Genomic DNA, 26,295 nt, shown 5'->3' with positions numbered 1-26,295 from the left:
CACTTTTCTTATCGTCCTGGAGCCGTGCCGCCCAGCGCGCGAATGGAGGCGACGAAGTCGTTCGTCACCTGGGAAAATTTCTCCGCCTCTGCCGCGGAAACGTAATCGAAATAGAAGCGCGCCGGATCGACGCCGAGTTGGGGCATCATTCGTTCCAACAGTTCGGCGCGACAGAAGGCCCGCAGGTTTCCCTCCTTGTAGTGGCAGTCGCCCGGGTGGCAGGCCAGCACCATCACCCCGTCGGCACCCTTCTGGAACGTTTCCAGAATCAGGGTCGGTTCGACCCGGCCGGAGCACATGACGCGCACGACCGACAGTTCGGCAGGGACGGGCAGTTGGTTCATGCCGGTCTTGTCCGCCCCGGCATAGGAGCACCAGTTGCAGAGAAAGGCCACAATCCTGACCTCGCCCAGGGCGCCCGCGCCCGCCTCCTTCGTGGTGGGGTGTGGTGCTGCGTTCGGCATTGTTTGGCAACTCATGATACCACCCCCTCAATCTCGGCGCGCAGCATGGCGCGGGAAAACCCTTGGGCCGTAATGGCGCCCGCCGGGCAAACCGCCACGCAGGTCCCGCAGCCCCGGCAGAGAATATCCGATATATCGGCCGTTTTGGTGGCCTCATCCCAAGAGATGGCCTTGTAGGGACAGACCCTGATGCAACTCTTGCACCCGGCGCATTGCTCCGCATCCACGACCGCCACCTGGGGATCGACCGTCAGGTCGCGCCCCTCTACCAACTCAGAGAGCGCAACGCCCGCCGCTGCGGTACCCGAGGCAAAGGCCTCGCGTATGTCTCCCGGCCCGCGGCAGGTGCCGGCCAGATAGACACCCTTGAGCGGACTGAGAAAGGAGCCGGAGAGGGCATGAATCGGGGCGATGAAACCGGCGTCGTCCAGGCCCAGTTCCAGGAGGCGTGCCGTTTGCGTCGTCCCGGAGCCGGGGACCGTGGGCCCGCAGAGCACGATCATGTCCGCGGGGACCTCGGCGCCGTTCGACCCGCAGACGATAACACGCCCATTCGGCGTTTCGACCACCGTCAGGTCACCGAGCCCGCCATAGCGGACCACATGACTGTGATCGTGGCCGAAGAGGCGGGCGGCGTTGATCCCGGGAACCACCTGCTCCCTGATCAGGCGGGTAACGGTCAGCCCCTCCTGTTTCGCGGCGGCGATATGGGCATATTTCAGGGCCGCCTGGCAGCAGGTGCCCGAACAGTAGGTGACGGCGTCGTCGAACGACCCTGCGCACTGCACGATGGCGAGGGAAGCGGGGGCGGAACCGTCCCCTTTGACAAGTTCGCCGCCGCTGGGGCCGGTCATGGCCAGCAGCCGCTCGAAAGCATAGGCGGAGAAGACGTTGTCCTTACCCGCGAAAGCGGGCGGGACGACCGGCAACTCCTCGGCCCCGGTGGCCACGATGATGGCTCCGGCCTCCACCACACTATCATGGATTGTGTCGTTGAAGTCAAGGGCGCCCTCCACCGGGCATTCGGCCAGACAGGCCCCGCACTCCTGGCCGTTCAGCTTCAGGCAGTGGGCGGCATCCACATGGGGAAGGTTGGGGAGCGCGCCGACAAACGGGCCATCCACGGCAGCCAGTTCGCCGCCGCAGTTCCAGGGGTTTTCCCGGCGCTCCGGGCAGACGGCGGCGCAGACCATGCAGCCGATGCAGAGTTCGGGATCGACGTACCGGGGCTGTTGACGCAGGGAGAGCTGCCAGTTGCCGAAGCTTCCCTTGACCTCGGTTACCTCCGCCAGGGTGAGGAGCTTGATATGCTCGCTTTCCGGTCCGTGGAGCAGTTCGCCCATGCCCGGCTCAAGCAGGCAGGGACCGCACTCCAGGTTGGGGAACAACTCTTCGAAGCGCACCGGCATGCCGCCGAAAAAGGGTTCCCTTTCGATCAGCGTCACCATGCGGCCGGCCCGGGCCAGGGTCAGGGCCGCCTGGATGCCGGCCGGGCCGGCGCCGATGACGGCCACGTCGGTCCGTACCGGGACGTGGCGCTCCACGAGCGGCCGGTGGTGCCGGACCCGCTTCAGGGCTGCGCCGATCAGGCGTGCCGCCTTGCGCGTCGCCTGGGCGGGATCGGCGGTAACCCACGCCACCTGTTCGCGGACGTTGATCATCTGGAGGTAATAGGGGTTGATGCCGGCTGAGGCCAGGAGGGTGCGAAAGGTCCTCTCGTGCTCCCGCGGCGAACAGGCCGCAACCACGACCCGCTCCGGCTTTTCTTCCTTCAGCCAGGTGGCCAGTTTTTCCAGGTTCTCGGCACCACAGGCCAACTCATCGGTCGTGACGACCGGCTTGTCCGGGTGTTCGGCCAGTTGGGCCCGTACCGTGTCCCAATCGATCTTCTCGGTGATGATGCCGCTGCAGGTACACAGGATGATGGCGGTTTTGGGTTGCTTGTTCATGGCGCCTCCGCGGGTGACCCCGCATTTTTCCGGGCGAGGATGGAACGGACGGCGGTGCAGGCATGTTGCACCGCCGCTTCAACCTCGGGAGTAAGAGCTTCGCTGAATGTGGTGACATCCCTGGCGACCACGGCAACCAGGCTGATGTCCGAGTCGTCGGGGAGCGGCATCCCCATGGCCCGGCCGATGTCGAGCGCCTCGGGAAGATCGCAATCGTGGCTGCATGCCGCATTGTGGGATGCCCTTTGGATGCCGCTCACGACCACCTCGCCCGGGGAGAGGTTCTCGTCGAGCAGTGCATCGATGATGATGGCACCCCGGGTGCCGGACAACTCCTCCAATAGCAACAGGCCGCCGGCATGGGCCTCCACAAAACGGACGCCGGGGTGCTCCTCTCCGGCAAGTTCCCGGACGACCCGGGGGCCGACACTGTCATCCGCGAGAAACGGCGATCCCAGGCCGATAACCACCATCATCAGCCCCGGCTGATCCGGTCGAGAATGGTGCCGTCGTTGGAGCGGCGAACCGTGACCTCCAGCGGCGCGGTGCCGATGGCGTGGGTTGCGCAGGAACAACAGGGATCGTAAAGGCGGAACGCCATCTCGACCCGGTTGAGGATGCCGTCGCTGACTACACCCTTGTGGATCAGCCCCTTGGCGGCCTTGGCGATGGACATGCCGATGGGGGCGTTGTTGTTGGTTGTCCCGACCACCAGGTTGACGCTGGTGAGGATGCCGTGCTCATCGCAAGTGAAATGATGCGTCAGGGTCCCGCGTGGGGCCTCCACGGAACCGATGCCGACACCGGCACGGCATGACACGGCCTGTCGCACATTAGGGTCGCACAGGTCGGGGTGGTCGGCCAGCTCCTGCATCCGTTCCGCCGCATAGAGCAGCTCTATCAGACGCGCCCAGTGGGTGGCGAGCCGATGATGAACCGGGCTATTGCGGCCACCCGGGCCGGTGCCGCGGCAGCCGAAGGCATCGAAGAATCGCTCGAATTCCGCCTGGGCGCGGGGCGTCGCCATCCGGTCGGCCACGTTGAGCCGCGCCAGGGGCGTTGCCTGGTAGACGCCGCTCTCGGGACCGTCCACGAACCCCTTCCAGCCGATCTTCTTCAGGTAGGGGAACTTGACGTAGGTCCAAGGCTCCACGTGCTCGGCAATATGGTCCAGGTACTCCTGGGGGCGGTAGCGAGTGAACTCGTTGCCGGCCGGGTCCACGACCCGGATGGTGCCGTCATAGAAGTTTGGGGCGTTATGGGCGTCCACGGTGCCCATGGAATAGGTCTGGTGGGCGTAGAGGTCGCCCTGCACCAGGTCGCGATAGGCCGCGTTGCCCAGGACGATCCTATGGAAGGTTTCCAGGGAGAACAGGGCGAATTCGATGTTCTGCCGGGCGATCTGCCGGGCCTCATCGGCGATCTCCGGGGTGACCGCCACGCTCCAGCCTCCGGGCAGGGCTCCGCAGAGATGGACACCCCGGCCGCCGAGTTTTTTGATCAGCTCGTGATTACGCGCCCGGCAGGCGATGACCGCCTTGCCGGCATCCAGGCCGACCTTGCGGATCACACCGAGGATATTGCGTTCTTCCTTGGGGGCATCGGGGCCGACGATGAAATCGGGTCCGCCGAGGCAGTAGAAATGGGTAGTATGGTCGGTGACGAAAAACGCGCTGTAGATCAACTCCCGGATTCGGGCCGCCGCAGGGAGACAGGGGGTCCCGAACAGTTCGTCGAGGGCCTTGGCCGCGGCGATGTGGTGGGCTTCGGGACATACGCCGCAGATGCGGTTGGTGATGTTGGGCATCTCCTCGGCCTGGCGGCCGACGCAGAACGACTCGAAGCCGCGCAGCTCGGGAACCTGAAAGTAGGCGGAAACCACCTCGCCGGCGTCGTCCAGAAAGATCTCGATCCTGCCGTGCCCCTCAAGGCGGGTGATGGGGTCGATGGTGATGCGTTGGTTCATTGGTCAACCTCCGGGCTACGGTCGGCAACCACGGTCGTTGCCAGGGTGTAGCGATAAAAGGTCCCGAGCGGATCGGCCACGCCGGCCAGGGCGCTGTGCAGATGGGTGTGGATGTCGGCTTCCGCCTTGCCGCTGGACTCTCCGGGATCGACGACCGCGGCCAGGGCGGACAGCGCGGCTGCGCCGGGATCGGCATCCCGGTCGAGGGCGCCGTAGCAGCCGGTACAGGGCATGGCGACGGCGGGGCAGAGGGCACCGCACCCGCCATGGGTGGCCGTACCGATGCACGAAAATCCCTGTTCGGCCAGGCACCAGCCAGCCTCGGGAAGCGCCTCAAAAGGGCGTATCAGGCGGGCGGCCAGGGAGCCGCGCTTTTCGCGGCTGCATTGGTCGCAGACGGCCCGGGCCGTGCAGCCGAGCAGCGGTTTGCCCGAGGCGATGTGGCGGATGACGGCGACGATCTGTTCCGGCTCGGGCGGGCAGCCCGGCATGGTGTAGTCAACCGTCACGGCCTCGTGCACGGCCAGCACCCGTTGGAGGAATGCCGGCAACTCCAGCTCACCGCCCGGTACGGGGGAGGTTGCCCCCGGGATCAACTCCTGCGGGTTATCGGCGCTTGCCGAGGTACGGAAAACGGTTTCGAGCACATGGCCGATGCCGTGCTGGTTGGCCAGGGCCGGGATGCCGCCGCTGGCGGCGCAGGCGCCGAAGGCGACGAACAGTTGGGACTTGCGGCGCAGCAGTTCGGCCATCTCCAGGTTTTCCTCGGTCCGCAGGGCGCCATTGAACAGGGTCAGGAAGATCGCCTTGTCGGGCAACGCCTCGATATCCGCCCGTTTGGTGTCCAGGAGACAGGGGCAGAACATGAAGTCGAAGTGGGCATCGACCTCAAGGAGCGCCTCGTTGATGTTTGCCAGGGCGATCTCGCAACCCCCGCAGGATGCGGCCCAGTACATGGCGAGTTTTGGTTTGAGGGTTGGCATGGCGCCTCCTTTGTGTCGTGGTCAGAGCCGGTCGGCAATGCCGCATGCCTCATGGGCGGTCTCGGCGGTGGCCGCACCGCTGAGGGAGCTGATCGATTCGTGCAGGGAACCGCACTCATGTGCCGGTCTGTCGGCAACGTGCGAGAGATTCTGGGATCGCTGCGCCACCGACGTGGCCGGTGAATCGACCGACCGGGACACGTTTCCGGAGCATCCGGCTGCGGCGGGATGGACATGAGGCGCGGGTGTTTTACATGGACAGGATTGCTAAAGCCCTTTTGTCTCCGCGATGAAAGAACTCACCTCGGCGGCTGTCAGTCCGCCGAGGTGAGCAATCAGCACTTTTCAACGGGGCTCCCTGCGGCCGTAATCTCGGCGACAACCAGTTCGGCCAGGCCCGGAAGCTTCCCAGCCAACAAGGGCGACAACTCGGCACCCGCCTCGTAGGAAGCAGGGATGATGCCGAACAGGGTTACCTTCTCGGGACAGCGATCACGGATCTCGGAGAGTGCCAGCACCTCTTGGATGCCGATCTGGTGGGGCGACATCTTGATGGGCAGTTTGCCCAGCATGAAGTCCTCCTTCTCGTAGCGGTAGATATCTCCCGGCTCGCCCTTGGCCTCGATGACGTCCACCAGAAAGACCTGGTCGGCTTCCTCCAGCATGTGGCAGACCATGATGCCGAGCGTTCCGCCGTCGTACAGGGTGACGTCGTCGGGGAAAACGTAGTGTTTCTGCAGGTACTCAATAAAGTGGACCCCAAAGCCTTCATCGGAGAGGAGCAGGTTGCCGGCGCCGAAGATAAGTGTTTTCATCGTATTGTCCTTTTCCATCACTAAGAGGTCGTTTCAAACTACTACGGACTGGGATGCGCTTCAATCGCTTACAGCACGTTACAACCCCTGCCAAAGACACAAAGAGCACAAAGGCGACTGACAACAGGGACATGCGACTCGTTTGCTCTAAGTCTCTTCACTGTTGTCAGCGCCCATTGTGCTTCTGTTGCGAGAGTTGCTCCGTGACGACTACATTACCTTGACGTTCGTGATCTCTTTCCCTTCCGGATCGATGGTATGCACCGCACAGGCGATACAGGGGTCGAAGGAGTGGATGGTCCGCAGCACTTCCAACGGCTTGTCGGCCTGCGCCACGGGGTTGCCGACCAACGAAGCCTCATACGGGCCGAGCTGGCCTTTGTCGTCACGCGGCGAGGCGTTCCAGGTCGAGGGGACAACGGCCTGGTAGTTCTTGATCTTGCGGTTTTCGATCACGATCCAGTGAGACAGGGTACCGCGCGGCGCTTCGTGGAAACCGACGCCCTTGTACTCGCCTTTGGGGATCTCGGTGGGATTGGCGTAGACCTTGTCGCCTTTGCCCACGTTTTCCACCAGCTTGTCCAGATACTCCAGAGAGTAGTCGGCCATCAGGTGGGCACGGATGGCGCGGGCGCCGAGACGGCCCATGGTGGAGTGCAGGTCGTTCACGCCGACACCGATCTTGGCGCAGCTTGCGTCCACCAGTTTCCTGACCTTTTCGTTGCCGCCGGCATAGGCGGCAAACAACTGAGCCGGCGGACCGACCTGAACCGGTTTGCCGTCCAGGCGGGGAGCCTTGCACCACGTGTATTTGCCGTTATCCTGGAAGTCGGTGTAATTGGGTTTGGTCTCGCCATCCCAGGGGTGCAGGGTGCCGTTTCCTTCGTACCAGGCGTGGGACACGTTTTCCTTGATGTTGGCGATCAGGTCCAGGTCCTGGTGGTTGGTGATGATGCGTGCCTTCTTGATGTCGCCGCCGTTGATGATGGCTCCCGGCAGGGCGAACTTGGTGTTCTTGGTGTCCTCGGGCATCTCCGGCACGGCCAGGTAGTTGACCACGCCGCGGCCGTATTTGAACCAATCCTTGTAGATGGAGGCGATGGCCACCATGTCCGGATAGTAGACCTGCTGGACGAATTCGCGGGTCTCCGTCATCAGGCTCTTCAAGGCGGCGATCTTCTCCATGTTGAGGGTGGCCAGGTTTTCCATGTTGATGGCGGTAGCAACACCGCCGACGCACAGGTTCTGGATGTGGGGGTTCTTGCCCCCCAGAATGGCGATGGCCTGGGCGGCTTTGCGCTGGTAATCCAGGGCGTTGAGGTAATGGGCAACCGCCATGAGGTTGGCCTCGGGCGGCAGTTTCATGGCCGGGTGACCCCAGTAACCGGAGGCGAAGATGCCGAGACGGCCGGTTTCGACGAAGGATTTCAGTTTCTGCTGGACGGCCTTGAATTCGGTTTCACTGTTACCCGGCCAGCTGGAGATGGACTGGGCCAGCTGAGCGGTCTTCTTGGGGTCGGCCTTGAGGGCCGAGACCACGTCCACCCAGTCCAGGGCGGACAGGTGGTAGAAGTGGACGATATGGTCCTGCACCGAGTGCTGGGCCATGATGATGTTCCTGATGTACTGGGCGTTCATCGGGACATCGACCTTGAGGGCGTGCTCCACCGAGCGGATCGAGGAGATGGCGTGGACCGTGGTGCAAACGCCGCAGAAACGCTGGGCGTAAATCCAGGCATCCTGGGGGGGGCGGTCTTTCAGAATGGTTTCGATACCACGCCACATCTGGGCGGACGACCAAGCATTGGTGACGACGCCACCGTTTACTTCAGCATCAATTCTCAGGTGACCTTCGATACGGGTGATCGGGTCAAGGGTAATGCGGGCCATGTATTTCCTCCGTTATCGGTTTTTATTGATAAGATTCAAAAGATAGAGTGTTTGTATCTTGGTTTACGCCTTTTCACCCATGGGGTGCCCTGCTGCTTGCTGTTCACGGGTGTGCAGTTTCGGCAGGACCGGCAGAATTTTAACCAGCACCTGGTAGCCCAGGATCTCGAAGGCAACGATGCCGACCGTGATCATCACTTCGGCCAACGCCGGGAAGTAATGCCACCCCTTGCCGGGATTGAAACCGATCAGATAGACGTTGAAACGGTACAGCGCCCCGCCCAGCACGATCAGGGCGGCTGAAACGAACAGCCAGCGGACGGATTCCCGTTTGCGTTTGCTGAACAACAGCAGGGAGCCGCAGGCGATCAGGCAGAACTCGAGCAGGAAGAAACGCGAGTAGAAGTCGAAGGAGAGCGCTTTGCCCAGTTGACCGCGCCATGCCAGGTCGCCGATGACGACGCAGAGCCAGATGACCGTCAGAAAGGGGATGATGCGTGCCAGTCCCGAAAGCTCCTTGGTCTCGAAGGGGCGTTTGAAGGCGTAGCATGAGAGGACCGACTCCAGGATGGCGATGGAGTAGCCGATATACATGCAGTTGATCAGGAACAGGAGCGGCAGGAAGCCGGTATGCCACAGCGGGTGCAGCTTGGTTGACGCGATCAAAAGGAGCGAGCCGAGCGACGACTGGTGCATGGTCGGCAGGGTGATGCCCAGGACGATGATGAAAATCAGAACCTTATCGAGCCGGGGGCGGGCCCAGGCCGCCAGTTCCTTGACCTTGTCGAGCCGGTCGCCGATCCGTTCAGGCCGTTCCATGCCGAGGCGGCCGTATACCAGATCCAGCATATGCTGCAGGGTCTTCCATTCGGTCTTTTCCAGCGTCGTCAGGATGGCGGGCAGAAATTCCATGATCAGAACCGTGGTGTAGGCCATGACGCAGACGGCGACTTCGAACATGGCGGAGTTGACCTGCCATTTGGAAGGGACGAAGAAGTTGTAGGCGTTCCAGGGGCGCCCCACGTCCACCATGACCGAAAAACCGGCCAGCCCGTATCCGAACATACTGGTCAGGATGGCGGAGCGGATCATGGGGTGGTAGTGCATGCGGTTGCGGATGTAGATCAGGATCGCCATGGCGTAGCCGCCGCAGGCGATGGCCGTGCCGGTGGCGACGTCGTAGGTGATCCAGATGCCCCAGGGGTAGCCGTCGCTCATGTTGGATACGGCGCCGATCCCCTTGATGAAACGGAGCGCGATTAGGGCGAACCCGATCAGGGTCAAGGTCAGAAGAACGATAAACGAGGGGGTCAAGATCTTCGCTTCATGTACCTGGTACTCATCGTGTCCCATCAGTGATGGCCCCCCTTGTCGGTATTGGTGTCATGCCCGCCCTCTTCCCCGCCGTGTTTTTTTATGTTTTTCAACGCGATGAAGCAGAGTGTGCTGTAGAGCGCCACCGGGGCGATGAAGCCCTTGTAGATGGTGTGCTGGATCTTTTCCGAAAATTCGGCGGGCGCCTCGTCCTTGAGCGTCGGCAGACCCAGTTTGTTGAACTGCATACTGGCGAGGTAGAGGTGGTTGGTACCGCCGAGCTCGTTTGCGCCATAGATGTGGTTGATGTACTTACCCGGATTCTCCCGCAGCCGTTTTTCGGCCTCTTCCAGGAGGTCTTTGCGTTTGCCGAACATGATCGCGCCGGCCGGGCATACCTCGGCGCAGGCGCTGATCCCCTTCTTCGGCAGGTTGGTGTTTTTACACAGGTCGCATTTGACGATCTGGGGGATCGCCTTCTCCCACTGGAACTTGGGGATGTTGAAGGCGCAGGCCACCTGGCAGTAACGGCAGCCGATGCAGGTATTCTTGTTGTAATCCACGATGCCGGTTTCCGGGTCGCGCGTCATGGCGGCAACCGGGCAGACCGAAACGCAGGACGGCTTCTGGCAGTGCATGCAGGAGTATTTGACGTAGGACCATTCCTGCTCGGACTGTTTGAAGAGTTTGATCAGGGTACGGGTGCTGCCCGACAGGTCTTCGGGGGCGTCCCACAGGCCATCGGTGTCGAATTTGGCGCGCTCGTACGAGAGGCTGCCGTAATCGCCGTTGACCCGCTTGCAGGCGGACATACAGGCCTTGCAGCCGACGCACTTGGTGGCGTCGTACAGCATGCCGATGGTTTCATTGTTGATCTTGTGCCCCTCATTGGCCACGGCAGCTTTCTTGCCGGCCAGCAGGGCTGCGCCGGTGGCGCCCATGATTTTGAGGAACTGGCGTCTACTCGGTTTTCCCATGGTCATCTCCCTTCTCCGGACCATCCGGCAGCTTCTTGGCCATCATGACACCCGCACCGATGGCGGCGCCGGCAGCAAGACCGATGACGCCGGTGGTCAGAGGATCAGGACCCTTGCCTTTTTCTTTCAGGTCGATCGGAGCATAACTATCGAACGGCGTCGGCTCGTGAATCTGAACCTTGTCGGCGATGGCGGTTTTGAAAAGCAGGTCCGGCTCGGTGCAGCCGATGCAAGGATGCCCGATGGAAACCGGCCAGGCACCCACGTCGTTGAAACGCAGCACCGAACAGTTGGCATAGGTGGCCGGTCCCTTGCAGCCCAGTTTGTAGAGGCAGTAGCCCTGGCTGTGACCCTCGTCGCCGAAGGCGCGGGCGAAACGGCCGGCGTCGAAGTGGGGACGGCGCTCGCAGTGCTCGTGGATCCTGCGGCCGAAAGCAAATTTGGGGCGGCCCATCTGATCCAGCTCGGGCAGCTTTTTGAACGTTACGTAGTAGAGAACGGTCGAAAGGAAGTTGTAAGGGTTGGGGGGACAGCCGGGGATGTTGATGATCGGTTTGTCCTTGACGATGTCGCGTACCCCTACGGCGCCGGTGGGGTTGGGGCCGACGGACTGGATGCCACCGTAGCTGGCGCAGGTGCCCATGGAGATGATGGCGGCGGCGCCCTCGGCGGCATGCTTCAGCGAATCCAGGGCCGTTTTGCCGTGGACCTTGCAGTAGATGCCGTTGTCCTTGGTGGGGATGGCGCCCTCGACGACCAGGATGTACTTCCCTTTGTTGGCCAGCAAGGAGTCGGTCAGGGATTTTTCGGCCTGATGTCCGGAGCCGACCATGAGGGTCTCATGGTAGTCCAGGGAGATCATGTCGAGGATCAGGTTGGAGACGGTCGGATGCGTCGAACGCAGCAGGGATTCCGAACAACCGGTGCACTCTTGGAAATGGAGCCAGATTACTGCTGGCCTGTTGTCGCTCTTCTGGGCCGCTTGGGCAACTTTGGTAACCATCCCGTAGGGAAGCCCCAGCATGGCTGATACGGTCATGCAGGTCTTCATGAAGTCTCGACGGGTAACGCCGGGGAAAAGGCCCTCTTTTGTCATTGCATCCTCCGCTGTCATGTACTTGATATGTGGCTGGTTAAAAACCTTGTAGTATACGGCAACAGGCGTGCCAATCTTGCTGTTTGGAATGACTTGCTGCAACTGTTTATAATTGCTGGATTCGTTGCGTTTACGACTCGGCGGGTAGACGACAAAACAAAACAACGGTTGCGTCTTTTTGGCACATGATGTATCTTTTTGTCCCGGGCAGCCCTCTCCGTTTCCCTCTGTTCTCACAGGGGGAAAAACAGCCACTCCATAGTTCAACAGAGAGATTACGAGCTTGTCTGTCCGCCGGTCTCGCAGGGGGCAAAGGGGGAGCGACGCCACCCGCGTGAATAAGGAGCATGTCCTATGCCAACTGTGTTTGTATGTGATGATGAAGCGGATATTCTCCGCTATCTTGATAAGCTCCTGAGTGCGAACGGCTATCAGGTCGAGACCTTTTTGCGCGGCAATGAGCTTCTGAAGCGGGTAAAGGCGTCGGATGCCGCGGAGTGCGATGTGATCCTCCAGGACGTGCGCATGCCCGACATGGACGGCCTCCAGGTTCTCAAGCATCTCCGTAGCGAACGCCCGGACGTGCCGGTGGTCATCATGACGGCCCACGGCACGATCGACGACGCGGTCCAGGCCATCAAGCTGGGGGCCTACGACTATATCACCAAACCGTTTCCCAAAGAGAAGCTGCTCACGGTGCTGGACCGACTGCTCGACCATCACCGGCTGGCCAATGAAAATCTCATGTTGCGCAAGGAGTTGCAGCGGGGAACGGGCCGTTCCGAAACAATGGTTTTCAGGAGCGCCTGTTTTCGCGAGGTGTACGACCTGACCCTTCAGGTCGCCTCCAGCGATGCCAATATCCTGATCCTGGGGGAATCGGGCACCGGCAAGGAGTTGATCGCCAGCACCATCCACGCCAACAGTCCGCGTGCCGGCAAGCCGTATATCTCCCTCAACTGCGCCGCCCTCTCGGATACCCTTCTGGAAAGCCAGCTCTTCGGGCATGTGCGCGGGGCCTTTACCGGCGCCGTAATCAACCAGAAGGGGCTGGTGGAGGAGGCGGACGGCGGGACGCTTTTTCTGGACGAGATCGGCGATGTCAGCCCGACGGTGCAGGCCAAGCTGCTGCGGGTCATCCAGGAAAAGGACTTCATCGCCGTCGGCTCGACCCGGCCCCGCAAGGTGGATGTACGTTTTGTCGCCGCTACCAACAAGGACCTGGTCAATGAGGTTCGGGACGGCCGTTTCCGCGAGGACCTCTATTACCGCCTGAACGTCATAACCGTGAATCTCCCCTCCCTGCGCGAGCGGCGCGAGGACATCGAACCGCTGGCGCGCCACTTCCTGGATATCTATACCGCCAAGATGAAGAAAGAGGTGCACGATTTCGAGGATGAAGCCCTGGCGATGCTGATGGACTACGATTGGCCCGGCAATGTGCGCGAGTTGGAGAACGTCATGGAGCGCGCCGTGATCCTGGCCCGTTCCAACACCATCACCGCCGCCCTGCTCCCCATCGGGAGGCGCCGCGAGACCGTGGCCGCCCCCCATGGGGCGGCCCCCCTGGTGGCGCTGGATGAGGTGGAGCGGCAACATATCAAGGCGGTGTTGAAGCGCACCGGCTTCCACAAGAGCCGCACGGCCGAGATCCTCGGCATCTCGCGCAAGACGCTGGACCGCAAGATCGTCGAATTCGGCCTCAGTGCCGGCCGAGCCGAGTAATGCCGGGCCGTGACCCTCATGGACGCGAGGCGGCATGAAATTCTTGCGGACCTCCATACGCTTCAAGCTGACGGTGGGCACCATGGTGCCGTTGGTTGCGGCCATTGCCGTCTGTTGGGTCATCGGCTCCTCGATCATCATCACGCGCTTCATCAGCGAGGCGCAACAGACGGTGGAGAGCAATCTCAGTTCGGCTAACGAGATCTTTCTGGGGGAGATGGCGCGTCTGAGCGACATCATCCGCTTGGCCGGCCTCTCCCCGGAATTGTCGGCCGCCCTGCGCGACAACAAAAACCTGCCGGCCGTTATCCCCCTTCAGTCCATACTCAGGAACGATCGCCTCAGTTTCCTGACCCTGGTGGACCGTTACGGTTTTGTCCGCTACCGGGCCGCCAACCCCGGCAGTACGGGCGATGCGCTGCGATCGGAAAAAATCCTCGCCGATGCCGCCAAGGGGATCGTCTGCAGCGGCATTTTCCTGTTGCGGCCCGAGCAGGTCATTCGTGAAAATCCCCAGCTCCCTTCGCTGATGAACATCCCCCTCAAACCTACCCCCCATGCCCGGACCTACACGAAACAGGTCGAAAACCGCGGGTTGTTCCTGATTGCCGCTGCCCCGGTCATTGCGGCCGACGGCACCGTTGCCGGCGTGATCTACGGCGGCATGTTGCTCAATGGCGAAAACAGGCTCGTTGACCGCATCACGCGGGTCATTTTCCAACCGCGGGAAAATGCCGGCCAGCCGGTGGGCAGCGCGACGATATTCCTGGATGATGTGCGCATCGCCACCAGCGTGATGGATGAGCGGGGCGAGCGGGCCATCGGCAGCGTGATGTCAGCCGAGGTGTATAACGCCGTCAGCCGGGGGGAAAAATGGAACGGCAAGGCATTCGTTGTGGACAGATGGAACTTTACCGCCTACGAACCGCTCAGGGATTACCGGGGAACCGTGGTCGGCGCGCTCTATGTGGGAATGTCGGAGCAGCCCTATGCTGAGTTGCGCTCCCAGATCAACACCATCTTCTCCGGGGTCCTGGCCTTCGTCACTCTGTTCGGCGTCCCGCTTTCGGCTTGGCTCGGCTCTAACATGGCCCGGCCGATCAAGGCGCTGGAAGAGGGGGCCCGGAGGATCGCCGCCGGTGAACAGCAGTCCGATATCACCGTGGACAGCCATGACGAGATCGCCTCGCTGGCCGGCGAGTTCAACATCATGAAGCGTCGCCTGAAGGAACGGGAACGGGAGATTCTGTCCCTCAACCATACCCTGGAAGAGAAGGTGACGGAACGCACCACCCAGTTGGAGGAAAAGAACGAGCAACTGCTGCTTGCCCAAAAGGAGTTGGCCCAGGCCGAACGGTTGGCGGCCATCGGGCTTCTGGCCTCCGGCGTGGCCCATGAGATCAACAATCCCCTGGCCATCATCCGGGGCAATGTGGAGCTTTTGGAGATGAATAGCGCTGCCGGCGATCACGGCCCCGAAGAGCTGGATACCATCATGCGCCAGGTGGCACGGATCGAGCGGATCGTCAAAAATCTCCGGGCCTTCTCGCGTGGCAGCGCCAAGCAGCTCAGCCGGTTTTCCCTCGCGGAGGTGCTGGAGGATATCCTGGACCAGGTGGGACATCAGGTGTTGCTCGATCCCTATACCGTCACCCGACATTATCGCGGCAAGAAGATCATGATCGAGGCGGACGAAGACCAGTTGCGGCAGGTCTTCACCAACCTGATCGTGAACGGTCTGCAGGCCATGGAGGGGGGCGGGACGCTCTTCGTGGACATCGGAGCCGACCCGGAGGCCGGATTGTGCCGGGTAGCGGTCGCGGATACCGGACCGGGCCTCAGCGAAGAGCAGGTGGAGAAACTGTTCACCCCTTTCTATACCACCAAGTCCCATGGAACCGGCCTGGGATTAGCGGTATCCTACGGCATCGTCAGGGACCACGGGGGCGAGATCGAGGTGTTGAGCGAGCCGGGCCAGGGCACGATCTTCAGCGTCATCCTGCCGCTCAAGCAGGCCCCTGAAGAGCAGGGGGAGCAGGGATGACATATTGTGTAAAGGAGCGTTATTGCTATGCATGACCTGTTACCGGATGGAGAAGAGCTGCGGCGCGCAATCAAATGGATATCCGGCAACCTCCTGGAGAACCCCGGCCAGCCGCTGGCGCCGCTTCTCCAGGAGGCGGTCTTCAAGTTCGACCTCTCCCCTCGGGATGGGGAGTTTCTGATCAGGTTCTACCGCAAGGAAAAAGCGGAAGAATAAGGGGCGGGCATCCGCCCGCCCCTTACCCCACCGTCTTTCTGAAACGTCCCACCGCCACCATGAGCACCACGACGCCGATGGCCGTAAGGGCCACCAACTCCCGCCAGAGCACCACGATCCCCACGCCCTTGAGAAAGATGGAACGCAGGATGATCATGTAGTAGCGCAGGGGATTGATCAAGGTGATGTACTGCACCGCAACCGGCATGTTGTCGATGGGGAAGGAGAAGCCGGAGAGCAGCATGCAGGGAAAGATGACGAAGAAGGCGGTCATCATGGCCTGCTGCTGGGTGCTGCTGACGGTGGAGATCAACAGTCCCGCCCCCAGGGAACTCATGAGGAACAGGCCGGTGCTGAAGGCCAGAAGCCCCAGGCTCCCCCGGATGGGGATATCGAACCAGCGCACCGCCACGAAGGCCACGATGATCACATTGGCGTAGCCCATCAGGATGAAGGGAATCGTCTTGCCGAGGATGAACTCGCCTTTGGTGATGGGGGTGACCACCACCTGTTCGATGGTGCCGATCTCTTTCTCCCGAACCACAGCCATGCTGGAGAGGAGCATGGTCACCACCATCACCAGCATGGCGATGACCGCCGGTACGAAATAGACCCGGCTTTCCAGGTTGGGGTTGAACCAGGCCCGGGAGCGGAGCGTCACCCCCTCCGTCTGGGCGGCAACCCCGTTGCGGGCCAGGCGAAGGGCCAGCTCTTCGGCGTTGTAGGCGCCGATGATCGAGGAGGCGTAGCCCAGCACGATCCCGGCCGAGTTGGCGTCGCTGCCGTCCAGGATCAGGGCCAGGGGGGCCGCCCCCTCCTTTTTCAGCCGCCCTTCGAAACCGTGGTCAAAGACCAGTACCGCCCGCACCTGGCCCCGGTCCAGCAGATACCGGATGCGGCGCTCGTCCGCGACCCGCTCGGTGATGTCGAAGTACCCGGAGCGTTGGAAGCGCTCCACGATTCCGCGGCTCTCGCGGCTGTTATCACGATCCAGCACCGCGGTGCGGCTGTTGCGCACGTCGGTGTTGACCGCATAGCCGAAGACCACCACCTGGAACACCGGAAAGACGAATATCACGAACCGGGTGCGCGGGTCCCGCAGCACCTGGATGAACTCCTTTATCAACATGGCCTTCAGCCGTTCGAACATATGCGTTGTCACCTTCACAGGGCGTTCATAGCAGGCTGCTAAAACTCAGGTTGTTCAAAAATAGTCAGATCGTCGCACCCGCAGAGAGCCCCGAGGAGGCGTAGCAGCGCTACGCCGCACGAAGGGGCTTTCGAGGACGGCGGCGAGATGGCTGTTTTTCAACAACCTCAACTCAATCGATCTTTTTTCGGAATTTCTTCACCGCCAACGTCAGCACCGCCACGCCGAAGAGGGCCAGCACCAGCACCTGGGGGGCCAGCTCCCCCATACCCGCATCCTTGAGATAGATGCCGCGCAGGATGTGGACGAAATGGCGCGCCGTGACCACGTTGGTGGCGATCTGGATCACCTGGGGCATGTTGTCGATGGGGAACATGAACCCGGAGAGCAGGAAGGCCGGCAGCATGGTGGTCACCAGGGCGAACTGGCTGGCCAGGAGCTGGCTTTTGACCAGGATGCTGATCAGGATTCCCAGGGCCAGCGCCCCCACCAGGAAGACCAGGGACAGGGCGAACAGGAGCACCAGGTTCCCCCTGAACGGCACACCGAAGGCAAAGTACCCCACCAGCACGCACAGGACCAGGTCGATGATCCCGATCATGAAGTAGGGGAGCAGCTTGCCGGCAACGATCTCCCCGCCGGTGAGCGGCGTGGCGATGAGTTGCTCCATGGTGCCGGTCTCCCATTCCCGCGCCACGGTCAGGGAGGTGAGCAGGGCCGCGATGACCATCATGATCACCGCGATCAGGCCGGGAAAGATGTAGTAGCGCGACACCAGGTCGGTGTTGAACCAGACCCGGGGGCGCAGGTCCACCGGCGGCGGTGTCGGGGAGCGGCCGGCCCGGTGGAGGCGTTGCACCATGATCTCGGTCGAGAAGGTGCGCGCCACCGCTTCGGCATAGGCCAGCACCAGGGTGGCGGTATTGGCGTCGCTGCCGTCCAGGATGGCCTGCACATCGGCCCGGCCGCGTCCCTCCAGGGTGCGGCTGAAGCCTTCCGGCACCACCAGGGCGATGATGGCGCGGCGGCTGTCGATGGCCCGCTCGATCTCGCCGTAGGACGAGGCGCGTTCCACCAGCTGGAAGTAGCGGGAAGAGGCGAAGCTGGCGACGAAATCCCGGCTGGCCACCGTATCGCTCCGGTCCCAGACCGCCAGCTGGACCTTTTCGATGTCCAGGTTGAGGGCGTAGCCGAACAGGAACAGCATCAGCATGGGGATGGCCAGCCCCATGATCAGGCTGCGGGGGTCGCGCAGCAGGTGCAGGGTCTCCTTGTGGGCCACGGCCAAGGTGCGGCGCAGTTTTATGGCGATATGGTCCGTCATGGGGTCTCCCTCTGCAGCCGGCTCGATCCTTCGTCCCGGTCCCGCGCCTCGATCAGGGATACGAACACATCCTCCAGGGAGGGAAGTACTCGGCGCAGGCGCACCTGCCCGGCCAGGGGAGAGGCGGCCAGGGCCGTTTCGGTGGCGGCGCTGTCCTCGGTCACCACATGGGCGCCCCGGCCGAACAGGGCGGCATGACGCACGCCGGGGAGCCGCTCCAGTTCCTCCAACAGGTCCTGGGGGCGTTCGCAGGCCGCTTCCAGAACCTCTTCGGCCATGTGTCCCCGTTTTAATTCCGACGGGCTCCCCAGGGCCACCAGTTCCCCCCGGTAGATCATGGCCAGGCGGTCGCAGTATTCGGCCTCGTCCATGTAATGAGTTGTGACGAATACGGTCACACCGTTTGCCGCCAGGCGGTTGATCAGATCCCAGAAGGAACGGCGGCTGATGGGGTCCACCCCCGAGGTCGGCTCGTCCAGGAAGATCACCGGCGGCTCGTGCAGCATGGCGCATCCCAGGGCCAGGCGCTGTTTCCAGCCGCCGGACAGTTCGCCCGCCTTGGAGCGGCGCCGCTCCTCCAGCCCGGCCATGGCGATCACCCACTCCGCGCGCTGGGCCAGTTTTTTGGGGGGGATGCGGTAGATGCCGCCGTAGAAGGCGATGTTCTCCTCCACGGTCAGGTCTTCGTACAGGGAGAATTTCTGGCTCATGTAGCCGATCCGCGTCTTGATCTGTTCCGGCTGGCGCATCACGTCGCAGCCGGCCACCCGGCCTTCGCCGGCGGAGGGCTCCAGGATGCCGCACAGCATGCGGATGGTGGTGGATTTGCCGGCGCCGTTGGGGCCGAGGAAGCCGAAGATCTCCCCCTGGGTCACCTCCAGGTCGATGGCGTTGACGGCAATGAAGTCGCCGAAGCGGCGGGTCAGACCCCGCACCGACACGGCCGGTTCCCCGGCGGGAGGTTGTTGAAAAACAGCCATCAGGCCTTCGTCCTCGAAAGCCCTTTCGTGCGGCGTAGCGCTGCTACGCCTCCGCGGGTCTTCCTGCGGGTGCGACGATCTGGTTATTTTTGAACAACCTGAATTTTCCGAAAACCTGGTAGGGGGGGAAGCCGACGGCTGCTGCTGCCCGTCCGCCTCGCCGATCATGGCGACGAAGACATCCTCCAGGGACGGCTCGACCCGCTCCAGGGCCTGCAATTCCATGCCGGCCTGGCGAAACAGTTCCCGCAACTCCCGGTCGGCCCGTTCCGGCGCCTCGCTGGTCAGGTGGAGCCGGTCGCCGAACAGGGCGACGGCGAGATCGGGGCGTTTCTGCCGCAGCATCTGGGCCGCGGTGCGCGCATCGGGGGTGACCAGTTCCAGGACGCTCCCGCCGGCCAGCCGCCGCAGGACAACCGGTTTGTCGCAGGCCAGAAGCCGCCCCTTGTGGATCAGGCCGACCCGGTGGCAGCGGTCCGCCTCGTCCAGGTAGGCGGTGGCCACGAAGATGGTCACCCCGTCCCGCAACAGGCCGTAGAGGATGCGCCAGAAGTCCCGGCGCGAGACTGGATCGACCCCGTTGGTCGGCTCGTCCAGGAACAGCACCTTGGGAGTGTGGATCAGGGCGCAGGCCAGCCCCAGTTTCTGCTTCATGCCGCCGGAAAGGTTGGCGGCCTTGCGGTCCCGGAACGGGGCCAGGTTGCTGAAGGCGAGCAGGTGCTCGGTCCGCTCCAGGCGCTCGCGGCGCGCCACGCCGAAGATGTCGGCATAGAAGCGGATGTTCTCGGCCACGGTCAGGTCCGGGTAGAGGCCGAAGCGCTGGCTCATGTAGCCGATATCGCCCCGCACCGGTTCCAGGTCGTGGCAGGGGCAGTCCAGCACCCGGGCCTCGCCGGTGGTGGGGTCCATCACCCCGGTCAGCATGCGGATGGTGGTGGTCTTGCCCGCGCCGTCCGAGCCCACCAGCCCGAACAGTTCGCCGGGGGGCACGGAAAGGGTCAGGCCGTCCACGGCGGTCAGGCCGCCGAAGCGGCGGGTAAGATCTGTGGCGACTATGGCCATGCCGGTCCGCCTTGGCCGCGCCCCGCCCGAAGGGGCAAGGGGGTGGTACGGGCTTCGCCTGTCGCGAGCGGCATCACCGCTTTGGCCCCTGTGGCAAGCTCTTCCCATTGCCCGTCTCGATCACCGCATCGGCCGGCATGCCTGGCTTCAGCTCCATCCTGGGGTTGGCCATGGTGATCTTGATGCGGTAGACCAGCTTGACCCGCTCCTTTTCGGTCTGGACGTTCTTGGGGGTGAACTCCGCCTCGGGGGAGATGAAGGATACCGTTCCCTCGAAGACCCGTCCCGGCCAGGTGTCCACCGTGACCCGCGCCCGCTGTCCCACCTTGACCCGCCCCATCTCGGTTTCCGGGATATAGGCCCGCAGCCAGACGTCGTCCATCTTGCCGATGGTGACGACCGGGGCGCCCACGGCCAGCATCTCCCCCTGCTCGGCATGTTTGGCCAGCACCAGCCCCGCCAGGGGGGCGGTGAGCGTGCTCTGGGAGAGGCGTGTTTCGGTCAGGGCCAATCCGGCCTCGGCCGCTTCGACATGCGACTTTGCCTGTCGTACCGCATCCGGCCGGGGGCCGATCCGCAGGAGTTTCAGGTGCTGCTCGGCCTCGCGCACCGCGGCGGCCGAAGTGTCGCGCCCGGCCCGGGCGGCATCCAGGTCTTTCAGGGGGATCACCTCGCGCTTGAAGAGCGCCTCCGAGCGGAGGGCATCCTTCCTCAAGCGTTCGGCATCGGCCCGCATCCGCGCCAGTGCCGCCTCGGCCTGGGCGATCTCCTCCCGGCGGCTGCCGGCCTGCAGGTCGGCCAGGGCCGCCTGGGCGGCCCGCTTTTCGGCTGCCCGGGCGTTTTTGTCCTCTTTCAGCTCGTCATCCTCCAGGCGCGCCACCAACTGACCCGCCGTGACCATCTCCCCCTCGTCCACCAGGCGTTGGGCCAGACGGCCGCCGACCTTGAACGACAGCTCGACCGAAGTGACCTCCATGGTGCCGGAAACCTTGAGCGTGCCTGACTCCTCCGGTCTGTGGCGCATGACGAAAAATACCGTCATTGCCAGCACAACGACAATGACGGCGGCGATAATCATCTTCTTCCAGTGCATCAAGGGCCTCCCCCAGCTGTTCTGTTCAATGGGTGTACCTGGTTTCAAGTGTACCACGGGGACGGGCGAAGGCACGCGCCCCCGCCGGTGTCAAACGGTCTGGACCATGGTCCTGCGTCGCCGACGGAGCGGGATATACAGGCCAGCCGCCATCATCAGCGCGGCGGCCATGGCTGCGGGGTGGGCAACGGCCACGACGACCGGGGTCAGGATCAGCCTCGTGATGGTCCGTAGTCCTTCATGGCGGGCGATGAGGTCCGCCAGCGGCGGGCTGAAGCGGTAGTAGAACTCCACAAAGGCCCGGCCGGGGGCGTTGGTCAACAGATAATGGTCGCGGAACTCGCGCAGCACCCGAACCTGGGGATGAAGGTAGCTGCCGTAAGCGGCGGTGGCGATGAAGCAGCCGCCACCACCACCACCACCGCCGGAGGGTGTGCGCGTGACTTGGCTCCCGTCGCTGCTGAACCCGGCAAAGAGGTTGTCGCTGCCGGTGGTGTTTGCCAGGAGGAGCACAACCTCGGTGGTCGCGCCGAAACCGGGTATCGTTATCTGGTTGCTGCCGACGCCGGCGGTGAAGGAGTTGATGCTGTTCCCTGTTTTGCTGAACGCGACCGCAGAAATGCCGGTATCGGCGGTGAGGGTAATGGTCAGTGTGGCGGGCGAGGTTGCCGACGGCACCATGCGGAAAAAAGCAAACGAGTAATGGGGCAGGATTACGGATGGGGAGGGGGTAGAGGTACCCGCAACAGGGTAGGATGTAAAGGTCCCCGTCATGTCCGCCGCTGGGATCAGCGGTATCTCCGACAGGTGGGTACTCCAGGCGCCGGTGTACAGCTTGCCGGCATACCCGAGGAAGTCCGTGCTCAGGCTGGAGCCGCTGGCCTGCAATAAGGTGTCGATTATGGGTATCATGGGGATATCGCCCTGTCCGCCTGGCGCCGTTGTCGCCAGGCGTTCCCAGAAGCTGCGCACGATGCTCTGCCCGCCATGGGCCTCGGCAAGATGGCGGTTGAACAGCCAACGGCCGTATCCGCCTCCCGTGGTGATGCTGGGGGCGATATCGATGCTCAGGTTCGTGTTCAGCAGCGCCGCGTCGAGATAGGCGTAGAGCTGGTTGACGTTGTCGTACACCTCATCCTCGTACCAGGTGGAGGTCGCCTCGGCGTACCAGATATCGAAGAAAAAGTTGTAGCCGTACTGGATGGCGTGGTGATACTCATGGGCTGCGGTGATCTGGAGGCTTTGCAGGGGCGTGTAGATCTGGGGGTGGAAGATCGGACTGGTGAAATCCTTGTCGATCTCGATGTAGCTCCCGTAGGCGTTGGTAAAGCCGGGGGAGGGCGACGAAGAGGTCGATGTCGTCTGGCCGTATATCTTCAACGCAGCCAGGCTGCGCAGGTAGATGTGGTACGGGGTGCCCGGCGGCGGGTGGTAGCCGTCGGCGGTCATGTAGGTCGCGTAGACGCTCTCGAAGGTGTCGGCCACGGCCTGCACCCAGGATGGGACGGTATACCCGGCTGCCGGCGTCGGGACATCGCTGCCCGATGTGGCATAGTGGATCAGGAAGTGCCCTCCGCTGGAGAGGAGGGTCGCCTCGCCCGTCAGCGCCGGTGCGGCCAGTTGTTTGGCCAGCGTCTTCCTGGTTGCCGGTTCCAGCAGGCTCCAGTCTCGGCTGAGCTCGTGTTTGAGCGGCGTTCCGCATTGGGTGGCCCCGGCCGTCTCCGCTGTCGTGGACAGAATCGCCTTCTCCAGGGCGCTGCCGCCCTGCTCATTGAAGGCGGCCAGGTAATAGTCGTCGAGCGGTCCGGCAGCCCCCGGCAGGGAGAGGCCAAGCACGCAAGCAAACGCCACCGCAAACCGTGTGAACGCCATTGTCATCAATCCACCATCCTTTTGCCCACGCGCAATGCTATGAGCGACGTTTGATCGCTTTCTACCCGCACGTCCCTGGCCAGAGGGCCCTCTCCGACGACATACCGCCCCGCTGGGAGCACGGCGATGAAATACCCCTGCTCGTCGGTCTGTACCGTTGTCACGACGTTGGCGCCCGATGAGATCGGCAGACGCATGGCAGGGGCGGCCAGGTACCCGGCCCCGCCGGCCAGTTTGCCGCCCGCACTCTGGATGTAGCAGATGCCGGCCACGGCCCCCGTGCCTGCCGGCAGGGCGACCGCCTCGATCCTCGCACCAGGGAGCGCGACCACCGGCCGAACCCCGTCCCGCACCGCCACGGCGCGCTTCCCGTCTGCCGCCAGGCCGGCGACAAAGCGGCTTCCGTCGAAATGGTAATAATTCCAGGCACCACTCGGCCGTTTCGCGGCGGCTACGGCCGCACCGCCCAGGAACAGGCAGACGACCACGGCGAGTATGAGGTTGAAACCGGCGGGCATAGGGCCGCTCCGAAAGGGGTGAACTCCCAAAATACGCGCTATTGTGCAGTAAGTTGCAGGTGCGAGTCAAACGGAATGAAGCCGGACTATCTTTACTTGACAAAACAGATACATATTTATAAATTAACAGGTTCATTCGACGAGTATTTCAGTATGGGTTCCGATCCGTCGGTTCCAGGGCTTTAGAGAGCAATAATTGCCATCAGAGAGGAGTTCCGTTTCATGTCCGAAAAATTCATATTCACCTCAGAGTCGGTATCCGAAGGTCATCCCGATAAGGTCGCCGATCAGGTCTCCGATGCCATCCTCGATGCCATCCTTGCCCAGGACAAGACGGCCCGCGTGGCCTGTGAAACCCTGGTGACCACCGGCATGGCGGTTATCGCCGGAGAGATTACCACCAACGCCGCCATCAACTACTCCGAGATCGTGCGCAACACCATCAAGGAGATCGGCTACACCGACTCCGAAATGGGCTTCGACGCCGACACCTGCGCGGTGCTGGTTTCCGTCGACCGGCAGTCGCCCGACATCGCCCAGGGGGTCAACGAGGGCGACGGCCTGCACAAGGAACAGGGCGCCGGCGACCAGGGGCTGATGTTCGGCTACGCCTGCAACGAAACCCCGGAACTGATGCCGATGCCGATCCAACTGGCCCACGAACTGGTGGCCAAGCTGGCCGAGGTGCGCAAATCCGGCCAGTTGAGCTTCCTCCGCCCCGACTCAAAATCCCAGGTTTCGGTCGAATACGTGGACGGCAAGCCGAGCCGCATCGACACGGTGGTCATCTCCACCCAGCATACCCCCGACGTGACCCACAAGGAGATCGAGGAGCGGGTGATCGCCGAGGTGGTCAAGAAGGTCATCCCGGCCGAGCTGCTGGATGCCGATACCCGCTACTTCATCAACCCCACCGGCCGTTTCGTGGTGGGCGGCCCCATGGGCGACTGCGGCCTGACCGGCCGCAAGATCATCGTCGACACCTATGGCGGCATGGGGCGTCACGGCGGCGGCGCCTTCTCCGGCAAGGACCCTTCCAAGGTGGACCGCTCGGCGGCCTACATGGGGCGCTACGTGGCCAAGAACCTGGTGGCCGCCGGCCTGTGCGAACGGTGCGAGGTGCAGGTGGCCTATGCCATCGGCGTGGCCCAGCCGGTCTCCATCATGGTGCATACCTTCGGCACCGGCAAGGTGAGCGAAGACCGTTTGGCCGAACTGGTGCGCGAGGTATTCGACATGCGCCCCCGCGCCATCATCGAACAGCTCGACCTGCTCCGCCCGATCTACAAGAAGACCGCCGCCTATGGCCACTTCGGCCGTGAACTGCCCGAATTCACCTGGGAGAAGACTGACAAGGCTGCGATTCTCAAGACCAAGGCGGGCATTTAAGGGCCCGAGCCGCACAGCGTTGCATACATCCTGACGAGTGGATGGTCAAGGCCGGGGCGGTTGCGAAACCGCCCCGTTCTGTTAGCAGGTTGTTGAAAAACAGCCATCTCGCCGCCGTCCTCGAAAACCGCCTTGTGACTTCGGCCTGCGGCCTCACCCTTCGGGCGCCTTCGCGGTCCAATTTCACAAGTGAAATTGTGCGGCGTAGCGCTGCTACACCTCCGCGGGGCTTTCTGCGGGTGCGACGATCTGACTATTTTTGAACGACCTGAATTTTTTGACAACCCATCAGTGTGCCCGAAAACTGATACCCGCTGTTGACAAAACAGGGGTATGGAAATTAGTATACTATGAATACCTCAGAGGAGATTTACATGGCACAGGCGTATAAGATAGCGGTTCTGCCGGGTGACGGCATCGGACCGGAGGTGATGGCCGAGGCGCTGCGGGTTTTGGACGCCATTGAAAAGAGATATCAGGTGACCTTCGAGCGGACCCACGCCAATGTGGGCGGGGCCGGCATCGACAATGAGGGCAAGGCCCTGCCCGAGACCACGGTGAATATCTGCCGGGCCAGCGATGCCATCCTGTTCGGCTCGGTGGGTGGTCCGAAGTGGGAGACCCTGCCGCCCGACGAACAGCCGGAGCGGGGGGCGCTGCTCCCCCTGCGCAAGATCTTCGGCCTCTACGCCAACCTGCGGCCGGCCATCATCTTCCCGTCCCTGACCGGCGCATCGTCGCTCAAGGAAGAGGTCATCGGGGGGGGCTTCAACGTCCTGGTCATCCGCGAGTTGACCGGCGGCATCTACTTCTCCCAGCCCAAGGGTATCGAAGGAAACGGCCGGGACCGGATCGGCGTGGATACCATGCGCTACTCCGTGCCGGAGATCGAGCGCATCGCCCACGTGGCCTTCCAGGCGGCCCGCAAGCGGGGCAAGAAGGTCTGCTCCATCGATAAGGCCAATGTCCTCTCCAGTTCGGTGCTGTGGCGCGAGATCGTCACGACCGTTGCCAAGGAATACCCGGACGTGGAGTTGTCCCACATGTATGTGGACAACGCCGCCATGCAGCTGGTGCGCTGGCCCAAGCAGTTCGACGTGATCCTGTGCGAGAACATGTTCGGCGACATCCTCTCCGATGAGGCCGCCATGCTGACCGGCTCCCTGGGCATGCTGCCGTCCGCGTCTCTGGCCGAGGGTACCTTCGGCATGTACGAGCCGTCCGGCGGTTCTGCCCCGGACATCGCCGGCCAGGGGATCGCCAACCCCATCGCCCAGATCCTTTCGGCGGGCATGCTGCTCCGCTTCTCCTTCGGCATGGTCGAGGCGGCCGACGCCATCGACAACGCCGTGGCCACGGTGCTGGACCAGGGCTTCCGCACCCGCGACATCTACCAGAAGAAGGAAGGCGAAAAGCTGGTGAACACGAAGGAGATCGGCGACGCCATCATCGCGGCACTATAACCTAA

General features: G+C 62.8%; 22 protein-coding genes and 1 pseudogene. 5 read left to right on the top strand and 18 right to left on the bottom strand.

All coding sequences use genetic code 11. The annotated features are described in order from the left end of the window. Nucleotides 1–8 precede the first annotated feature (8 nt). The 11 genes from ET418_RS08850 to ET418_RS08800 all read right to left on the bottom strand — a co-directional run bounded on the left by ET418_RS08850 (nucleotide 9) and on the right by ET418_RS08800 (nucleotide 11,454). Nucleotides 9–479: a hydrogenase iron-sulfur subunit gene (locus tag ET418_RS08850; RefSeq protein ID WP_149307228.1), complete on the bottom strand. Its 471-nt coding sequence runs from the start codon at nucleotides 477–479 to the stop codon at nucleotides 9–11. Continuing rightward, nucleotides 476–2,413 carry a CoB--CoM heterodisulfide reductase iron-sulfur subunit A family protein gene (locus ET418_RS08845; RefSeq protein ID WP_149307227.1) on the bottom strand — a complete coding sequence of 646 codons (1,938 nt, stop codon included), beginning with the start codon at nucleotides 2,411–2,413 and terminating at the stop codon, nucleotides 476–478. Before ET418_RS08845 ends, ET418_RS08850 begins: the two co-directional genes overlap by 4 nt. Continuing rightward, nucleotides 2,410–2,889, bottom strand: coding sequence for a hydrogenase maturation protease (locus tag ET418_RS08840; RefSeq protein WP_149307226.1), 480 nt, complete (start codon nucleotides 2,887–2,889; stop codon nucleotides 2,410–2,412). Before ET418_RS08840 ends, ET418_RS08845 begins: the two co-directional genes overlap by 4 nt. Beyond that, complete coding sequence (locus tag ET418_RS08835; protein ID WP_149307225.1) at nucleotides 2,889–4,379, bottom strand: Ni/Fe hydrogenase subunit alpha; 1,491 nt, start codon at nucleotides 4,377–4,379, stop codon at nucleotides 2,889–2,891. The genes ET418_RS08840 and ET418_RS08835 overlap by 1 nt, the downstream gene beginning before the upstream one ends. Continuing rightward, nucleotides 4,376–5,362 carry an NADH-quinone oxidoreductase subunit B family protein gene (locus ET418_RS08830; protein ID WP_149307224.1) on the bottom strand — a complete coding sequence of 329 codons (987 nt, stop codon included), beginning with the start codon at nucleotides 5,360–5,362 and terminating at the stop codon, nucleotides 4,376–4,378. Before ET418_RS08830 ends, ET418_RS08835 begins: the two co-directional genes overlap by 4 nt. A gap of 21 nt (nucleotides 5,363–5,383) precedes the next feature. Then, the gene (locus tag ET418_RS08825; protein ID WP_149307223.1) at nucleotides 5,384–5,563 is read right to left on the bottom strand and encodes a hypothetical protein; all 180 of its coding nucleotides are present in this window, start codon (nucleotides 5,561–5,563) and stop codon (nucleotides 5,384–5,386) included. Nucleotides 5,564–5,697: 134 nt separating this feature from the next. Next, nucleotides 5,698–6,177 (bottom strand): HyaD/HybD family hydrogenase maturation endopeptidase, encoded by a 480-nt coding sequence (locus ET418_RS08820; protein ID WP_149307222.1) that lies wholly within the window; start codon nucleotides 6,175–6,177, stop codon nucleotides 5,698–5,700. A gap of 210 nt (nucleotides 6,178–6,387) precedes the next feature. Next, nucleotides 6,388–8,067: a nickel-dependent hydrogenase large subunit gene (locus ET418_RS08815; protein ID WP_149307221.1), complete on the bottom strand. Its 1,680-nt coding sequence runs from the start codon at nucleotides 8,065–8,067 to the stop codon at nucleotides 6,388–6,390. A gap of 63 nt (nucleotides 8,068–8,130) precedes the next feature. Beyond that, nucleotides 8,131–9,420: a Ni/Fe-hydrogenase cytochrome b subunit gene (hybB, locus tag ET418_RS08810; RefSeq protein WP_149307220.1), complete on the bottom strand. Its 1,290-nt coding sequence runs from the start codon at nucleotides 9,418–9,420 to the stop codon at nucleotides 8,131–8,133. Then, nucleotides 9,420–10,358, bottom strand: a complete 939-nt coding sequence (hybA, locus tag ET418_RS08805; RefSeq protein WP_149307219.1) for a hydrogenase 2 operon protein HybA — start codon at nucleotides 10,356–10,358, stop codon at nucleotides 9,420–9,422. The genes hybB and hybA overlap by 1 nt, the downstream gene beginning before the upstream one ends. Continuing rightward, nucleotides 10,342–11,454: a hydrogenase small subunit gene (locus ET418_RS08800; RefSeq protein ID WP_149307218.1), complete on the bottom strand. Its 1,113-nt coding sequence runs from the start codon at nucleotides 11,452–11,454 to the stop codon at nucleotides 10,342–10,344. The genes hybA and ET418_RS08800 overlap by 17 nt, the downstream gene beginning before the upstream one ends. Before the next feature lie 354 nt (nucleotides 11,455–11,808). Between ET418_RS08800 and ET418_RS08795 the strand changes: the two genes are divergently transcribed. Genes ET418_RS08795 through ET418_RS08785 form a run of 3 tightly spaced genes read left to right on the top strand, consistent with a single transcriptional unit; the run spans nucleotide 11,809 to nucleotide 15,439 of the window. After that, on the top strand, nucleotides 11,809–13,179 hold the full coding sequence (locus ET418_RS08795) for a sigma-54-dependent transcriptional regulator (RefSeq protein WP_149307217.1): 1,371 nt from the start codon (nucleotides 11,809–11,811) through the stop codon (nucleotides 13,177–13,179). Nucleotides 13,180–13,213: 34 nt separating this feature from the next. Beyond that, a complete protein-coding gene (locus ET418_RS08790; RefSeq protein ID WP_149307216.1) occupies nucleotides 13,214–15,223 on the top strand; it encodes a cache domain-containing protein in 2,010 nt (669 codons plus the stop codon). Nucleotides 15,224–15,250: 27 nt separating this feature from the next. Next, nucleotides 15,251–15,439: a hypothetical protein gene (locus ET418_RS08785; RefSeq protein ID WP_149307215.1), complete on the top strand. Its 189-nt coding sequence runs from the start codon at nucleotides 15,251–15,253 to the stop codon at nucleotides 15,437–15,439. 22 nt (nucleotides 15,440–15,461) lie between these two features. On the opposite strand, the gene ET418_RS08780 is transcribed toward ET418_RS08785, so the two are convergent. From ET418_RS08780 to ET418_RS08755, 7 genes and pseudogenes are all read right to left on the bottom strand, one after another. Beyond that, the gene (locus ET418_RS08780; RefSeq protein ID WP_149307214.1) at nucleotides 15,462–16,589 is read right to left on the bottom strand and encodes an ABC transporter permease; all 1,128 of its coding nucleotides are present in this window, start codon (nucleotides 16,587–16,589) and stop codon (nucleotides 15,462–15,464) included. Nucleotides 16,590–16,761: 172 nt separating this feature from the next. Further along, nucleotides 16,762–17,895, bottom strand: a complete 1,134-nt coding sequence (locus ET418_RS08775) for an ABC transporter permease (RefSeq protein WP_149307272.1) — start codon at nucleotides 17,893–17,895, stop codon at nucleotides 16,762–16,764. Between the two features lie 14 nt (nucleotides 17,896–17,909). Continuing rightward, a complete protein-coding gene (locus tag ET418_RS18295; protein WP_218043383.1) occupies nucleotides 17,910–18,893 on the bottom strand; it encodes an ABC transporter ATP-binding protein in 984 nt (327 codons plus the stop codon). Nucleotides 18,894–19,484: 591 nt separating this feature from the next. Further along, nucleotides 19,485–19,955 (bottom strand): annotated as a pseudogene (locus ET418_RS18615) (ABC transporter ATP-binding protein); the annotation flags it as partial. Between the two features lie 73 nt (nucleotides 19,956–20,028). Beyond that, the gene (locus ET418_RS08765) at nucleotides 20,029–21,048 is read right to left on the bottom strand and encodes a beta-barrel domain-containing protein (protein WP_149307212.1); all 1,020 of its coding nucleotides are present in this window, start codon (nucleotides 21,046–21,048) and stop codon (nucleotides 20,029–20,031) included. Nucleotides 21,049–21,138: 90 nt separating this feature from the next. Then, entirely contained in the window at nucleotides 21,139–22,926 is a 1,788-nt protein-coding gene (locus ET418_RS08760; RefSeq protein WP_246152999.1) for an MXAN_6640 family putative metalloprotease, read from the bottom strand. Further along, the gene (locus tag ET418_RS08755) at nucleotides 22,926–23,438 is read right to left on the bottom strand and encodes a hypothetical protein (protein ID WP_149307211.1); all 513 of its coding nucleotides are present in this window, start codon (nucleotides 23,436–23,438) and stop codon (nucleotides 22,926–22,928) included. Before ET418_RS08755 ends, ET418_RS08760 begins: the two co-directional genes overlap by 1 nt. A 222-nt stretch (nucleotides 23,439–23,660) precedes the next feature. Between ET418_RS08755 and metK the strand changes: the two genes are divergently transcribed. Together metK and leuB are read left to right on the top strand one after the other, a co-directional pair. Then, entirely contained in the window at nucleotides 23,661–24,827 is a 1,167-nt protein-coding gene (gene metK / locus ET418_RS08750) for a methionine adenosyltransferase (protein WP_149307210.1), read from the top strand. Between the two features lie 374 nt (nucleotides 24,828–25,201). Next, complete coding sequence (gene leuB, locus ET418_RS08745) at nucleotides 25,202–26,290, top strand: 3-isopropylmalate dehydrogenase (RefSeq protein ID WP_149307209.1); 1,089 nt, start codon at nucleotides 25,202–25,204, stop codon at nucleotides 26,288–26,290. Nucleotides 26,291–26,295: the final 5 nt, after the last annotated feature.

Origin of the sequence: Oryzomonas rubra (genome assembly GCF_008369015.1) — a bacterium.
GTDB lineage: Bacteria > Desulfobacterota > Desulfuromonadia > Geobacterales > Pseudopelobacteraceae > Oryzomonas > Oryzomonas japonica.
The sequence above is the reverse complement of the archived record's forward strand: the minus strand, read 5'-3'. Positions and strand labels throughout refer to the sequence as shown.

Excerpts from the sequence above, each read along its gene's own strand:
- ET418_RS08785 (WP_149307215.1), top strand. The coding sequence starts at position 15,251 with ATGCATGACCTGTTACCGGATGGAGAAGAGCTGCGGCGCGCAATCAAA.
- ET418_RS08840 (WP_149307226.1), bottom strand. The coding sequence starts at position 2,889 with ATGATGGTGGTTATCGGCCTGGGATCGCCGTTTCTCGCGGATGACAGT.
- ET418_RS08830 (WP_149307224.1), bottom strand. The coding sequence starts at position 5,362 with ATGCCAACCCTCAAACCAAAACTCGCCATGTACTGGGCCGCATCCTGC.
- ET418_RS08755 (WP_149307211.1), bottom strand. The coding sequence starts at position 23,438 with ATGCCCGCCGGTTTCAACCTCATACTCGCCGTGGTCGTCTGCCTGTTC.
- ET418_RS08835 (WP_149307225.1), bottom strand. The coding sequence starts at position 4,379 with ATGAACCAACGCATCACCATCGACCCCATCACCCGCCTTGAGGGGCAC.
- leuB (WP_149307209.1), top strand. The coding sequence starts at position 25,202 with ATGGCACAGGCGTATAAGATAGCGGTTCTGCCGGGTGACGGCATCGGA.
- ET418_RS08800 (WP_149307218.1), bottom strand. The coding sequence starts at position 11,454 with ATGACAAAAGAGGGCCTTTTCCCCGGCGTTACCCGTCGAGACTTCATG.
- hybB (WP_149307220.1), bottom strand. The coding sequence starts at position 9,420 with ATGGGACACGATGAGTACCAGGTACATGAAGCGAAGATCTTGACCCCC.
- ET418_RS08795 (WP_149307217.1), top strand. The coding sequence starts at position 11,809 with ATGCCAACTGTGTTTGTATGTGATGATGAAGCGGATATTCTCCGCTAT.
- hybA (WP_149307219.1), bottom strand. The coding sequence starts at position 10,358 with ATGGGAAAACCGAGTAGACGCCAGTTCCTCAAAATCATGGGCGCCACC.
- ET418_RS08765 (WP_149307212.1), bottom strand. The coding sequence starts at position 21,048 with ATGCACTGGAAGAAGATGATTATCGCCGCCGTCATTGTCGTTGTGCTG.
- metK (WP_149307210.1), top strand. The coding sequence starts at position 23,661 with ATGTCCGAAAAATTCATATTCACCTCAGAGTCGGTATCCGAAGGTCAT.
- ET418_RS08790 (WP_149307216.1), top strand. The coding sequence starts at position 13,214 with ATGAAATTCTTGCGGACCTCCATACGCTTCAAGCTGACGGTGGGCACC.
- ET418_RS08845 (WP_149307227.1), bottom strand. The coding sequence starts at position 2,413 with ATGAACAAGCAACCCAAAACCGCCATCATCCTGTGTACCTGCAGCGGC.
- ET418_RS08815 (WP_149307221.1), bottom strand. The coding sequence starts at position 8,067 with ATGGCCCGCATTACCCTTGACCCGATCACCCGTATCGAAGGTCACCTG.
- ET418_RS08820 (WP_149307222.1), bottom strand. The coding sequence starts at position 6,177 with ATGAAAACACTTATCTTCGGCGCCGGCAACCTGCTCCTCTCCGATGAA.
- ET418_RS18295 (WP_218043383.1), bottom strand. The coding sequence starts at position 18,893 with ATGGCTGTTTTTCAACAACCTCCCGCCGGGGAACCGGCCGTGTCGGTG.
- ET418_RS08780 (WP_149307214.1), bottom strand. The coding sequence starts at position 16,589 with ATGTTCGAACGGCTGAAGGCCATGTTGATAAAGGAGTTCATCCAGGTG.
- ET418_RS08850 (WP_149307228.1), bottom strand. The coding sequence starts at position 479 with ATGAGTTGCCAAACAATGCCGAACGCAGCACCACACCCCACCACGAAG.
- ET418_RS08760 (WP_246152999.1), bottom strand. The coding sequence starts at position 22,926 with ATGACAATGGCGTTCACACGGTTTGCGGTGGCGTTTGCTTGCGTGCTT.